Origin of the sequence: Algoriphagus winogradskyi (genome assembly GCF_900182815.1) — a bacterium.
Classification (GTDB): Bacteria; Bacteroidota; Bacteroidia; order Cytophagales; family Cyclobacteriaceae; genus Algoriphagus; species Algoriphagus winogradskyi.
Genome location: NZ_FXUA01000001.1, coordinates 221,478 through 234,737, shown reverse-complemented (window position 1 = coordinate 234,737; position 13,260 = coordinate 221,478). Strand labels below are relative to the sequence as shown.

11 protein-coding genes are annotated in these 13,260 nt (G+C 39.6%); 7 read left to right on the top strand and 4 right to left on the bottom strand.

The window, feature by feature from the left end; translation table 11 throughout:
- Positions 1 to 1,020 (top strand): L-glyceraldehyde 3-phosphate reductase, encoded by a 1,020-nt coding sequence (gene mgrA / locus QOL76_RS01055; RefSeq protein WP_283411166.1) that lies wholly within the window; start codon positions 1 to 3, stop codon positions 1,018 to 1,020.
- Positions 1,017 to 2,201, top strand: a complete 1,185-nt coding sequence (locus QOL76_RS01050) for an MFS transporter (RefSeq protein WP_283411165.1) — start codon at positions 1,017 to 1,019, stop codon at positions 2,199 to 2,201. The genes mgrA and QOL76_RS01050 overlap by 4 nt, the downstream gene beginning before the upstream one ends.
- A gap of 111 nt (positions 2,202 to 2,312) precedes the next feature.
- On the opposite strand, the gene QOL76_RS01045 is transcribed toward QOL76_RS01050, so the two are convergent.
- Entirely contained in the window at positions 2,313 to 3,104 is a 792-nt protein-coding gene (locus QOL76_RS01045; protein ID WP_283411164.1) for a hypothetical protein, read from the bottom strand.
- A 198-nt stretch (positions 3,105 to 3,302) separates the two neighbouring features.
- Here QOL76_RS01045 and QOL76_RS01040 point away from each other — a divergent pair, with 198 nt between their 5' ends.
- Together QOL76_RS01040 and QOL76_RS01035 are read left to right on the top strand one after the other, a co-directional pair.
- A complete protein-coding gene (locus QOL76_RS01040; RefSeq protein ID WP_283411163.1) occupies positions 3,303 to 4,427 on the top strand; it encodes a pyridoxal phosphate-dependent aminotransferase in 1,125 nt (374 codons plus the stop codon).
- On the top strand, positions 4,427 to 4,966 hold the full coding sequence (locus tag QOL76_RS01035) for a GNAT family N-acetyltransferase (protein WP_283411162.1): 540 nt from the start codon (positions 4,427 to 4,429) through the stop codon (positions 4,964 to 4,966). The genes QOL76_RS01040 and QOL76_RS01035 overlap by 1 nt, the downstream gene beginning before the upstream one ends.
- 17 nt (positions 4,967 to 4,983) lie before the next feature.
- Here the strand turns inward: QOL76_RS01035 and QOL76_RS01030 are convergent, their stop codons facing one another.
- The 3 genes from QOL76_RS01030 to QOL76_RS01020 form a co-directional block, all read right to left on the bottom strand.
- Positions 4,984 to 5,883: a C25 family cysteine peptidase gene (locus tag QOL76_RS01030; RefSeq protein WP_283411161.1), complete on the bottom strand. Its 900-nt coding sequence runs from the start codon at positions 5,881 to 5,883 to the stop codon at positions 4,984 to 4,986.
- Positions 5,884 to 5,891: 8 nt separating this feature from the next.
- Positions 5,892 to 7,931: a phage tail family protein gene (locus tag QOL76_RS01025; RefSeq protein ID WP_283411160.1), complete on the bottom strand. Its 2,040-nt coding sequence runs from the start codon at positions 7,929 to 7,931 to the stop codon at positions 5,892 to 5,894.
- Between the two features lie 247 nt (positions 7,932 to 8,178).
- Complete coding sequence (locus QOL76_RS01020) at positions 8,179 to 9,408, bottom strand: Nramp family divalent metal transporter (RefSeq protein ID WP_283411159.1); 1,230 nt, start codon at positions 9,406 to 9,408, stop codon at positions 8,179 to 8,181.
- Between the two features lie 94 nt (positions 9,409 to 9,502).
- Here QOL76_RS01020 and QOL76_RS01015 point away from each other — a divergent pair, with 94 nt between their 5' ends.
- From QOL76_RS01015 to trkA, 3 genes are all read left to right on the top strand, one after another.
- Positions 9,503 to 10,513, top strand: coding sequence for an alpha/beta fold hydrolase (locus QOL76_RS01015; protein WP_283411158.1), 1,011 nt, complete (start codon positions 9,503 to 9,505; stop codon positions 10,511 to 10,513).
- The gene (locus tag QOL76_RS01010; RefSeq protein ID WP_283411157.1) at positions 10,503 to 11,747 is read left to right on the top strand and encodes a DNA recombination protein RmuC; all 1,245 of its coding nucleotides are present in this window, start codon (positions 10,503 to 10,505) and stop codon (positions 11,745 to 11,747) included. The genes QOL76_RS01015 and QOL76_RS01010 overlap by 11 nt, the downstream gene beginning before the upstream one ends.
- Before the next feature lie 164 nt (positions 11,748 to 11,911).
- Positions 11,912 to 13,258, top strand: a complete 1,347-nt coding sequence (gene trkA / locus QOL76_RS01005) for a Trk system potassium transporter TrkA (protein ID WP_283411156.1) — start codon at positions 11,912 to 11,914, stop codon at positions 13,256 to 13,258.
- Positions 13,259 to 13,260: the final 2 nt, after the last annotated feature.

The window sequence follows — 13,260 nt, the reverse complement described above, 5'->3', positions numbered from 1 at the left end:
ATGGATATAAACGATCATTCCCCGCTTTTACCTTACCAACCTGCAGCCGACCGTTATCATCAGATGAAATATCGTAGATGCGGAAATAGTGGCTTATTATTACCGGAAATCAGCCTAGGCCTGTGGCATAATTTCGGGCATAATGCAGACTTTACACTTGGTCGTTCCATTCTTCGAAGAGCATTTGATCTTGGAATTTGTCACTTTGATTTGGCTAATAATTATGGGCCTCCATTTGGATCTGCTGAGGAAAATTTCGGTAGAATCATGAAAAAAGACTTTTCATCCTTAAGAGATGAATTGGTAATATCATCAAAAGCTGGCTGGGATATGTGGCCAGGTCCCTATGGTAACTATGGCTCTAAAAAATATTTGGTGGCCAGCTGTGATCAAAGCTTGAGGCGTATGGGGTTGGACTATGTAGATATTTTCTACCATCATAGACCGGATCCAGATACGCCACTTGAAGAAACCATGGGCGCACTTGACCTTTTGGTAAGACAAGGAAAGGCGCTTTATGTAGGTATTTCTCAATATTCTGCAGAAGAAACAGCAAGAGCTTATGAGATTTTGGAAAGACTTGGAACTCCACTTTTAATTCATCAGCCAAGGTATTCTATGATTGATCGCTGGGTTGAAAATGGGTTGATGGATGTTTTGGGTGAAAAAGGAGTAGGGAGTATTGCATTCTCACCTCTAGAGCAAGGGCTTCTTACGGATAAATACCTCAAAGGTATCCCTGAGGATTCCCGTGCTGCTAAAGATGGTAGATATCTAAAAGCAGCGCAGATTTCTGAGGAGAAAATCTCCATGATTTCTAAGCTGAATGATATTGCGATTAATAGGGGACAAACGCTGGCTCAAATGGCTATTGCATGGTTACTCAAAGATCAAAGAATCACCTCTGTTTTGGTTGGGGTATCTAAGCCTGAGCAATTAGATGATAATGTCTCAGCGGTTAAGAATTCTTCTTTCAGTCCAGAAGAAGTGACTTCTATCCGTGGAATCTTAGGAGCTTGAAGTCCCAGTTGACATCTCGAAGTGCTTTGATATTGATCGTTTTTGCTCAATTTCTAGGCACTTCGCTTTGGTTTGCAGGAAATGCTGTTGCGCCTGAAATCAGCCTTATCCTTGGAATACCTGAAATTTTAGCAACCATCACTTCTGTGGTACAGCTGGGATTTATCTTGGGTACTTTACTATTTGCAATTTTTTCTATTCCAGATCGCTTTTCTCCAAGTAGGGTGTTTCTAGTAAGCTCCGTGCTGGCAGCCAGCTTTAATTTATTGATTGTGGTTCTGCCAATGGAACTGGCGGTTGTGCTTATTTGCCGCTTTATGGTTGGGTTTTTCCTTGCAGGGATTTACCCTGTAGGAATGAAAATCGCTGCAGATTACTTTCAAAAAGGGTTGGGGGCAGCCCTAGGTTTTCTGGTGGGAGCTCTGGTTTTGGGAACTGCATTTCCTCATCTGTTGAAAGGTCTAGACTTGAATTTTTCTTGGCAACATGTACTTTTATTTACCTCCGTGCTAGCATTGTTGGGCGGCGGAATAGTTGGTTTTTTTGTTCCTGAAGGTCCTTTTCATAAAATTAATCCTCAATTTGATATTCGCATTTTACCAAAGCTTTCTAAAATCAAAGCATTAAAAAGTGCAGCTTCTGGGTATTTTGGCCATATGTGGGAGCTCTATACTTTCTGGGCATTTGTGCCTGTACTGATTGGTTTTTTTAGGGGAAATGACACAATGCAAGCAAATGACAGTTTGCTCTCCTTTTTTGTAATAGCAGCAGGTGCATTTTCTTGTGCGCTTGGAGGTATGGTTTCAAATCGAATCGGAAGTTCAAGGGTAGCTCAACTAGCACTAGTTGGATCTGGAGTATGCTGCATTTTGGTGCTTTTTGCCGCTGGATTACCAAGCTGGATTTGGATAGCTTTGCTTTTAATTTGGGGTATATTCATCACAGCTGATTCACCACAGTTTTCGACCTTAGTAGCTCAAAGCGTACCAGCAGAATATAGAGGTACAGCACTTACCCTTGTCAACTCATTGGGTTTTGCACTCTCGGTTATTAGCATTCAATTAGCTGAATACCTCCTAAATTGGTTAAGAATTGATGTGGCGCTTGCACTGCTAGTTATAGGTCCTGTTTCGGGTCTTTTGCTCTTTAGGTTTTATGCTAGTCAAAAGGGAATTGAATAAAATAGTGTATATGTTATGATATTAGGATCTGCTGTTTACATACAACGTTGTTTTTTTAGCAATAAAAAAGGAGGCTTTTTTCAAAGCCTCCAGACGTAAGTTACAACCGGACTATCGAACTACGTTTTCTAATGTTGCTAGATAAACCCACTTCTGATCTCTAGAATTTAACCCTTCATTTACAGCTATTCTTTGTTCTTCTGTTTGAGTCATATCCTCATAGGATTGAGCATTAAAAAACTGCATATAATCTTTGTATACATTCATTGTCAAGTGAGTTGATTTAGCTTCTGACCCTAGCGGGAGTGCGGTCCTGAGTAAACTCCAATGCCCCATTAAACCCTGCTCTACAAATTTCTGATGTATAGGCTTGAAAATCTCTGATTCTGCTACCTCATACGTCTCGAAGTTACCTTCCTTTGCTTTCATCAAATCAAAAGAGGCTAAGACGCCGGGTTTCATCTGGAAATTATCATTTGTCTTTGCTATTTCTCTCATGTAGAGCCTCATTGGCATATCACGCATGCTGAGAGATTCCTGAAACAAATTACTTACTTGAATACTACTTAAATGTGGATAAGCTATTCTGGTATATTCCATCATAGAATGTTCATCTAGTCCATTCATCATTTTCACAGGATCATCGTAATAGGTGACCATAATGTATTGGAAATCTGAGTGATCTCCACCGGATTGCAAAGACCAGAAGTCCCAGCCTTTTATCCTTTTGTCGCTAAGAGCCTGGCGATAAACTTTTTCCATTAAATCTTTAAATTCGATATAGTCAAAGAGTTGATCGTTTTCCACCTTGACAAATTCGAATACCATATATTGTGTTTGTTGAGCCTTGAGACTACTTACCCAAAGCATCCCACAGACGAAGAAAAGTAATAGCTTTTTCATGAATATTTGGGTTTAGGGTTAATTTTGCTTTTGTATAATTTAAATAAATATTTTGAGCCACAAACAAATAATAATAGATAATTTTATGTGAGTCTATTTTTACCAAATATGCTATTATTAATAAAAATACTTTAATGATGAAAATATTTTAATACGTGTGGTAATACATTATTATTTTAACAATTAAATGGTGAAATCGTGTCAGGAATATCAAGAAGATCATGGATAAAAAAAGCCTCTTATGGTAGTGGCTTAGCTGCATTAGGATCGACTGGACTATTTGGTTCTCTTTCTGCAGAGGAAATCAGAAAATATAATCCTAGGCCAGTTGATTCAATCATACGCCTAGGTTCTAATGAGAACCCATATGGGCCTTCTGAATCTATGCGAAATGCAATGACGAAAGGGTTTGATAATGGATGCCGATATCCATGGGGATTCAATGCTGACTTAGTCAAAATGATATCCGAAAAAGAAGGGGTTCCTGAAGACCACATTGTGTTAGTAGCAGGTTCTACTGAGGGATTGAAGATTGCCGGGATTACTTTCGGGGGTGGCGGAGAAATTATCTCATGTTCACCTACTTTTTTATCAATGATGAGTTATGCTGAGCTTTGGGGTACAGATATCAATTGGGTGCCGTTGAATAAGGATTTAGACTTTGATTTAGATGAAATAGAAAAGCGCGTTTCCTATAAAACCAAGATGGTTTTTCTCTGTAATCCTAATAACCCAACTGGTAAATTGCTTCCTGCAGATCAGGTGGTTGATTTTTGTAAGACTGTCAGTAAACAAGCCGTGGTCTTCTCTGATGAAGCATATTACGATTACATTAGAGAACCGAATTACCCTTCAATGGTTGAGTTGGTAAAGCAGGGGTATGATATAGTTGTTTCCCGTACTTTTTCAAAAGTCTACGGTTTAGCGGGAATAAGAATGGGTTATTTGATTGCAAAACCTGAGTTGGCCAAATTGCTTTCTGACCGTGTGGTTGCCAATACAAATATTATGGCAATTGAGGCGAGTAAGGCAGCGCTCCTCGATAAGGATTTTTACCAATTCTCTATCCAAAAAGCCAATGAAGCAAAAGCTCTGCTTACCCAAACTTTAGATGAATTGAAACTTCCCTATTTAGATTCCCATACCAATTTCATCTTTTTCCATTCAGGTAGAGATATCAAAGAATTAAATAAAACGATGTATGACAGAGGCTTTATCATCGGTAGACCTTTCGAACCATTAAATGACTGGTGTAGAGTTTCTACTGGTACCATCGAAGAGGTCAAACTTTATAATCAAGCAATCACAGAAGTTTTAGGCTAATGCTCAATCAGAATTTAGTTTTGGAAAATGATAAAATCCTGCTCAGACCTATGAATAGGCAGGATTTTCCTGTTTTGATGCCTTTGGCAAATGATCCAAGTCTTTGGACTTATTTCACATATGACCTTAGCATTCCTGAGGAGTTCGAAGAATGGGCGAAGCCTGCTTTAGCAGGAAGTCGCCTGCAATTTTTGGTTTGGGATAAGCAACTCAACCAAGCTGTGGGAAGCACCGCTTTTGGGAATTTTTCTGAAAGAGACCAAAGGATAGAAATTGGTTGGACTTGGCTAGGTAGAGATTTCCATGGTACTGGTATCAATCAAGCGATGAAACTTTTGATGTTGGAATACTGCTTTGAAACTCTTAGGCTCAAGCGTGTCGAAATAAAAACAGATGTACTGAATTTACCCGCTAGAAAAGCTTTGATGAAGTTTGGCGCAGTAGAGGAGGGAGTGCTGAGAAGCCATACTTTACTCACCCACGGACGACGTAGAGATACTATTTATTACAGTGTGCTGGATAGTGAATGGAATCGATAATCAAACTCAAAGCCTGGTTATTTCTGATTTCCTATGCCTGCAAGTACCCAAGGATTGCCTAGAAGATAGTAATTCCTGATTACATCAGTTATTTCTCTTGATTCCTCTTTTATGAGTTTTAAAACTATACCAGCAATACTAGCGATCGGTGGATCTTTGGAAGCTGCTAGCCATGCTGCTGATAGGATCTGGTTCGCTTCTGTATTTATTTTATTAGGACTTGCTAAAAGACATTTAGTGGCTCCACTGCGGTACCAACTTAGAGCGATATTCTCACTACCATAATAATCTAGTGTAGAACAGGTAAACCAAAGTGTCGCATTAAGTGGTTTTTTCGGAATATGAGCGAGCAACTCTTCTTTCCCCAAATGGCCATAACCTCTTAGTAGATTTGCCTCTCCATGGCCCCAATAAACCCAATTACCAGTCATAGTGGAGATTGCAGATAATATCTCGGATTTGTAAAAATCGCCTGGATGAAAATCTTCCGCTCCCGCTTCTGACCAAAGATTCAGCATATTAGTATAGGGCTGTTGGTATTGACAAGTCAAATGTGTTTTAGGAGATGCCTCAGTTTTATAACATAGAAAGTCCAATAATGTATCCTCTAATTCCTTCCATTCATCTGCGAAAAAGATTGAATTTACCACAGGACGAAATTTCTCATTACATAGTATAGGTGGCCAATCTTGTATTTTATTAACCTCAGCCCAGGAATGTGGCAACACTACTAATGTTGAATTTGCGGCATGCTGGTCTACTGCCGCATATAACCGATTTAAAAATGTCTCAGAGTCTAAGTAAAGAACATCAGGAATGGAAATGGTGAAAAAGCGAGGTTGAAATTTATTCAACCTCGCTACTAAAAATCCAGCTGGTAAAGACCATGATTCTGGTATTACAATCGCTTTATTCACTTAAAAAATTATTTATTTATGAAAACAAGGTTGCTGCTAAGTTGCAAATCCTTTAAAGCAAATCGGTTGATTACAAATCGTGATTTGTGGACTTGCTTAGCATAAGGACGAAGAAGGTCAACTGGAATTTTGGTTCTTTGCCCGTCAAATTCTGCTTTCCAGAATTCCTCGACCAAAACTGCCTGTTGCTCTCTTTCTAAGTTCAGCAGCTTACCATTAGCCTTTTTCAAGTCATCTTCTGAGAGGTTGTACGCTTTTCCAAAGAACTGAGAATGCAAGGCTTCAATCATATAAACGCCACCCGAAGTAACTGCCTGCCATACGTGAGTAAGTTCATGAATTAGGGTTGCCATGGATAAAGTAGCACCTGACTTATGGTTGATTACATACATCGTGGTGAATGGGCGGTTTTTATTCATCCACATGATCAAATCAGCCGCAAGGCTAGCGTCGGTTAATTTCACGCGATCTAAGTCAATTGAAACCCCAAAAACTTTTTCAGCCTCAGCTCTTTCACTTGCATTGAGGCCCCGGTGTGATCCAAAAATATCCATCAAAATAGCAAAAGTAACTGCAGCAATACTTGCTCCTAGTTTTGTTGCTTCGATCATCAAGGTAACGGCAGATTTACCAATTTCGATTAAGCCTTTGATTAACCCTTCTCTAAAAGCATCTCTTACATTGGTGATAATTTCCTTAAACACTTCTCGCCAATGATTTACTGTGCCAACAATCGCTGTAATCAACGTGCGAATAACAGATACTGATTTTTGGGCAATGACTTCAAGAATTTCCTTCATTCTAGTCCAAATGATTCGTAATGCTTGCATGAGTTTTCTTGCCTCTGCTGCCACAAATCTTGCAATGTCATTGATTATTGAGCTTAGAGAAATAGCTAAATCTTTCATTGCTCCAATAATTACTGACAATTGCTGAGCAGTACGAGTAATCACTTCTTTTAGCATACTGAACACTGTAGTACCCAAATCTTTCAGTGCCTCTATGACTACTCTAGCGATTAACCGCGTTTGATTGATCACTGCCTGCATTATTTCCCGAACCGTTTTCCCAACTCTTTTCAGCTCCTGAACCAATCTTTTACCGAAATCAAGAGCAAATCGATTTAATCTTGAAATGAAGTCTATGACTCTTTTTCCAGCACTAACTAGCGCTCGTACAATTGCGTTTAGGCTAGATGCCGCCATTTTTGCAATTTCAATCAGGAGTGAAGTGAATGAGCCAAGAAGTTCTTCTAGCTTTTTAAGAACCTCTTTCAAAATACTTGTTGCTTGATTGATTGCCCAGTTAATAATGTCCAAGGCCTTTTTACCAGCTTCTAAAATTGCCTGTACAAATTTTTTCACCGCTGAAATTCCCTTTTTCACCGCTTCGGATAATAACTGTGAAATAGATTTTCCTGCAGCTAGTACCGCCTCTACAAAGTCATCTATTTTTGCTTGTGTCCAATTGACCACTTTGGCGACTGCATCTGCCAGATTTCTGCCAGCTGCAGCAATTGCATCTGCTACAGTATTTATTGCTCCCACTACCGCATCTACTACATTACTAGCTGTGTCCTTGATCCAGCCCCAAAGTCCATCTGTTTCGTCCGGTACAACTCCAGTTTTCAGGATTTTGCCTGCAGCACTCATCCATTCTGCTACATCTTTGATGTCCCCACCTTCTCCGAAGTAATCCTTCATCATATCTCCAGCTTCGGATCTTTTCAAACGAGCTATCTGATGAACTAGAAGTGGTGCTTGTTTATTTTTTAAAAAACTCTTCACTACCACTTTTCTGGACTCTGGTTTTGCTTTTGATGACCATGATGCCAATTCAAAAGCCTCTTCAAAATCACCCTGCTGACTTCTTAGCAGAATGGCTTTGGAGGTTAGGTCTAGATCTGTACTACTTTTTCCCTCACTACCTTTCAAGACTTGTGCGAGGTTTTTTCTATCGACATGCATGACTTGCATAGTCTGGAACTTTGCTTTTAGGCTTCTACTTGCCTGTAATTTTTGTAATTGAGTATCATTAAGATTTCCCATTTTGATAAAAGTTTAGAATATAAAAATTGATGTTAAATAATATCCCGAATTTGGGGTATTCAGATTTTCTATGGAAATAATAGAACCAGTGATATTATTGAATTGAGCCATTTCCAAATTAAAAATTGGCAGAAAATGCACCTAGTATTAAAACTGGGATAGTGTTGACGACTAATTGGTTGGAAAATGCGGAAGATAAAATGAGAGGTATATAAGGAATTGCAATGAAAAAGTTGAAGGAGTGTATCTAAAGACTAACCCCCAATACCGCCATAATACTTTTTATACCAAGAGCTAAAGTGATCAACCATATTAAAACCGCTAGGATGGTGTGCCCAGGTTTATTTCGGAAGTTGCCAAGAATTTCTTTTTGCGAAGCAATCCAAATAATCCATCCACTGATGAGAGGAAGAAGAACTCCATTTGCCAATTGAGCAAGTGTGATTAATTGCACAGGTTTGATTCCTAAAGAGGCAAATAGTAAGCCCAATCCGACTATTATTCCCATAGAAGCTCGCATAGAGCTTGAACGGATTTCCTGACTCCAGCCCATTATCCCGCATATCACCAATCCCGCCGCTAAGGGAGCAGTGATGCTGGAAGTCAATCCTGCTGCCATCAATCCAAAGCCCATAAGATACTTTGCAAAGCTACCGAAGACCCCTTCCAGACCTTTGGAAACATCAATTGCGCTAGTGATTTCGCTGCTTGAATTCGCAGCTCCTACCATTAGAATAGCCATGGAAACAAGTCCGCCCAATACAATAGAGATAGCAATATCTCTTCGCATCCAAGAAATGTCATTAGATCCTGACCAGCGGTTTTTAGCTAAACTGGCATAAAGAAAAAGGTTGTAGGGAACAACAGTTGTCCCGATCAAAGCAACCAGCGTAGGAAGACTATCATCATTCCAGTTTGGGACAAAACCTGCAAAAACAGCTGACCAATCGGGATTTGTGAGTATGGCCGTAACGGAAAAAGCGACGGACATGAATATTACTAATCCTACCAAGACTCGCTCCAGCGCTTTATAACTTCCTAGCCATAATACTATGAATGCTACAAGACCTAAAATGAGATTCCCGGTTTGCACTTCAAAACTTGAAAAATTTAGAACCGGTGCGTCCCAGAAAACCTGCAGGCCTAAGTTTGTTCCAGATATATTTCCCGATTCATAAGCGGCATTTCCCAGACCGATTGCAGTCAATACGAGGATGGAAGAGAAAATTCTAAAAAGAGGTTTTCCTGGCTGATTACGGATCAATTGGCTAAGATCCTGACCGGTAACTAGTCCAAGTCTACCCGAAATTTCCTGCAAAATCACTGTAGAGAAAATGGATAAACCCAATGCCCAAAGCAAAGTAAAACCAAAATTCACACCAGCTAGCGTACACACGGTAACCGTTCCTGGACCAATGAAAGCTGCGGCGATAATGGGACCGGGCCCTAGATTTTTGAAGAATGATTTAATACTCAATGTTTATCTTTAATGGCTAGGCCAGAGTATAGGATAGTTTTTGTACTTTTTGAAAACTCAGGGGATTTAAAACAAACTCAAAAAAGCCGAATTTATGGTTTGGATCAAACGAATTTTGAAAGTATTGACGGTTATTGTTTTATCGTTTATATTCTTTTTGCTTTTACTTTTTAGAAATGATATTCCGGCAGAGGAGATCGAAGAGAACTATTCAACCCCACAATCTCATTTTATTTCAATAGATGGAATGAATGTCCACGTACGGATTATGGGAGAAGGTGATCCTATAATTCTTCTTCACGGAAGTTTTTCTTCCCTTCATACGTGGGATGCTTGGCAGCAGGAGCTAAGTCCTTATTTTCTGACAATCTCAATAGATTTCCCAGGTCATGGACTTACAGGTCCCGATGAGTTGAAGCGGTATAGTTTGACTGATTACTCTCTTTTAGTTTTAGAATTATCCGAAAAGCTGAATCTAGATAAATTTCATTTGGCGGGTAATTCGATGGGTGGAGCTGTAGCTATGCAAGTAGCTTCCACTAGGCCGGATAAAATTCTCTCTTTAAACCTAATTGATGCATCAGGCGCTCCTTCCTCAACTAATGTGGATTTAGCTTTGAATGAGTCAAAGAAAAGTGATCCTTGGATTTTTAAACTGGCAAAGAACCCAATTCTATCATCCATACTTTTGAAATGCACACCGAAGTTTCTTTTTGGAATGAATATGAAACAGGTTTATGCTGATCCAAAGAAGGTCACCGATGAGGCAATTACCCGATATTATGAATTGATGCTACGAGAAGGGAATAGGAGGGCAACTTTGGATAGACTAGGATCGCCCCGGGAATCACGAATAGACTTTGATCGTATAGATATGCCTACTATGATCATGTGGGGAAATGAAGATTCATGGATTCCTGTCGCTCAGGGATATACTTTAGAGAAAACTATTTCCGGGTCCAAATTAGTTGTTTTTGATAATGCCGGGCATGTGCCTATGGAAGAAATACCGACGGAATCTGTCGCTAAATATCTCTCATTTTTAGGGGTGGAGGTACGAAAGGACTACTTTCAGGAACCCAAACTGATGACTTATGCCGATTGAGTATTTGATTATTCTAGTAATCATTCTTCAAGTGATTTTTATGCTTCTGTTTTTTCTGAGAAAGAATAATGAGCAGGAAAAATCTTTTTTGCAATCAGAACTTGCTAGAATGAGTAGAGAGCTGGAAGTGGCCTTGGCTCAATCCAGACGTGAAGCTAGTGAGAATCTGACAAATCAGTTTCAGTTGGTTTTTAACAGTATTCGGGCAAATTCCAAAGATCAAAATGAGGCTTTGAAATCATTTGGTGAGGTTTTTCGTCAAAATGTCCAGGAATTCAATACACTGCAGCGGGAGAAGTTTTCCGAATTGAATAGGCGACAGGAAGACTTGATGAAAACCACAGAGTTGAGGTTGGAGAAGATCCGGGAAACTGTGGATGAAAAGCTCCAGAAGACGCTGGAAACTCGCCTTGGGCAATCCTTTGAAATGGTCAGCAACCAACTTCAGGCTGTGCAAAAAGGGCTAGGCGAAATGCAGAGCCTTGCTTCTGGGGTCGGTGATTTGAAGCGTGTTTTGACCAATGTGAAAAGCAGGGGAGTCTTAGGTGAATATCAATTGCAAGCGATTTTGGAGAATTTGCTTTCTGCGGAGCAGTATGTATTGAATGCCGAGGTAGGAAAAGGGAATCGGGAGCGAGTGGAATTTGCTGTGAAAATGCCAGGTCAAAATGATCCGGTATTATTGCCGATTGATTCTAAATTCCCTCAGGAATCCTATTTGAGGCTAGTAGATGCTTATGAACTTGCTTCAAAGCCTGAGATCGAATTGAACCGAAATGAGCTTTTCAAAGCAGTGAAAAAAGCAGCACTCGATATTCAGAACAAATATATTCATCCACCATACACGACGGATTTTGCCATACTTTTTCTCCCAGTAGAAAGTCTCTACGCAGAAATCCTACGTGAACCAGGACTCACTCAGCAGATCCAACAAGATTACAAAGTACTTGTGACCGGCCCGACTACACTTTCAGCCATCTTGAATAGTCTTCAGATGGGCTTTAGGACTTTGGCAATTCAAAAGAGAAGTTCTGAGGTTTGGCAGGTTTTGGGAGCGATTAAAACTGAGTTTGGCAAATTTGGTGAGCTGATTGAAAAGACTCAAAAAAAGCTCTCTGAGGCAAACTCTGAGTTGGACAAACTAGTAGGTGCTAGAACAAGAGTGATTCAGCGGAAGTTAAAAGACATTCAGGAATTGCCAGAAGCGGAAAGTAATAAACTACTTGAGGACTGAAGTTTTAGTATAATTGAGGCTTGAAAAAACTGGCTAAATACTGAGTTTTTAGATTTTAGGTTTGTTACTTTGACCTACAAGACCGAAAAGAAATTGCTTAATAACTGATTACCATTTAGAAAGCTATTATTTTTGCCAATTCAAAAATCACCTGAATTACCTCTATGGGGATGAATATAGTGATTGCCGGTGCTGGAGATATGGGTTACCACCTCGCTGAGCAATTAAGTTTTGATAATAAGGACATTACGCTGATCGATACAGACAGAGAAGTTCTGGATTATGTGTCTTCCAAACTTGACGTATTGACAGTTCAAGGCGATGCTACCTCATTTGAAATTCTCAAACGTGCCAATGTGAACAGAGCCAGTATGGTTTTGGCTGTGACCACTTCTGAGAAAACGAATATCGTAACTGCTGTCCTTGCAAAGCAGCTTGGTGCAAAACGCGTGATGGCTAGAGTGAGAAATCACTCCTATATGGAGTCTGATAATTTAGCCTATTTTAAAAATTTAGGCATTGACAATCTGATCTCGCCTACCATGCTTTGTAGCAAGCATATCTTCAATATGATCGAGAATTCCAGCTTTACGGAAGTTTTCGATTTCGAAGGTGGAAAGCTCAATATTGTAGGAATTACGCTAGATCAAAGTAATCCTTTGGTCAACCAGCGGATCATGGATACCAAATCCAATCCGATTTTTGAAGACATCCGAATCATCGCAGTTCTGAGAGATCAGAAAACTATCATACCTCGTGGCAGTACGATAATCAGAAATAATGACCACGTATTCTTTATTTCGACGAAAAAGAATACACAGACTATTATGGAGGTTCTTGGTCAGGAAAAGCATACCATCAAGAATGTGATGATTATCGGTGGAGATGATATGGCTTTGACTACAGCCTTGAGACTGGAAGATCATTTCCGCGTTACGCTTATCAATAAAGATAAAGAACGTTGTAAATGGCTTGCTGAGAATCTAAGGAACTCTCTGGTAATCAATGGAGATTATAAAAATGTAGAATTACTAATTGAAGAGGGATTAGAGCAGATGGATGCTTTCCTTGCATTGACCGAATCTTCAGAGACGAATATTATTGCGAGTTTGACTGCCAAAAATCACGGGGTTTACAAGACTATCGCCCACGTAGATACCCGAGAGTATATTCATATTTCGCATAGTATTGGTGTAGATTCACTGATTAATAAGAAACTGGTTGCTGCGAATGAGATATCAAGATTTTTGAAAAAAGGCACTGTTGAGGCTGTTTCAGGGATTTATGGAGTTGATGCAGAGTTTATCCAATACTCCGTTTGTAAGAATAACCGATTAATAAAAAATCCACTAAGAGAGTTACACTTCCCCGATTCGGCTATTGTCGCTGGTGTAATCCGGGGAGAAGAAGTCTTTATTCCGGATGGGGACTTTCAATTGGATTTGAATGATAAAGCAATTGTTTTGGCTTTACCTGAAGCTAAGAATGCGCTAGAAAAACTTTTTCATTAAGG

Coding starts and splice junctions, on each gene's coding strand:
- mgrA (WP_283411166.1), top strand. CDS start 1: ATGGATATAAACGATCATTCCCCGCTTTTACCTTACCAACCTGCAGCC.
- QOL76_RS01035 (WP_283411162.1), top strand. CDS start 4,427: ATGCTCAATCAGAATTTAGTTTTGGAAAATGATAAAATCCTGCTCAGA.
- QOL76_RS01015 (WP_283411158.1), top strand. CDS start 9,503: ATGGTTTGGATCAAACGAATTTTGAAAGTATTGACGGTTATTGTTTTA.
- QOL76_RS01010 (WP_283411157.1), top strand. CDS start 10,503: ATGCCGATTGAGTATTTGATTATTCTAGTAATCATTCTTCAAGTGATT.
- QOL76_RS01045 (WP_283411164.1), bottom strand. CDS start 3,104: ATGAAAAAGCTATTACTTTTCTTCGTCTGTGGGATGCTTTGGGTAAGT.
- trkA (WP_283411156.1), top strand. CDS start 11,912: ATGGGGATGAATATAGTGATTGCCGGTGCTGGAGATATGGGTTACCAC.
- QOL76_RS01025 (WP_283411160.1), bottom strand. CDS start 7,931: ATGGGAAATCTTAATGATACTCAATTACAAAAATTACAGGCAAGTAGA.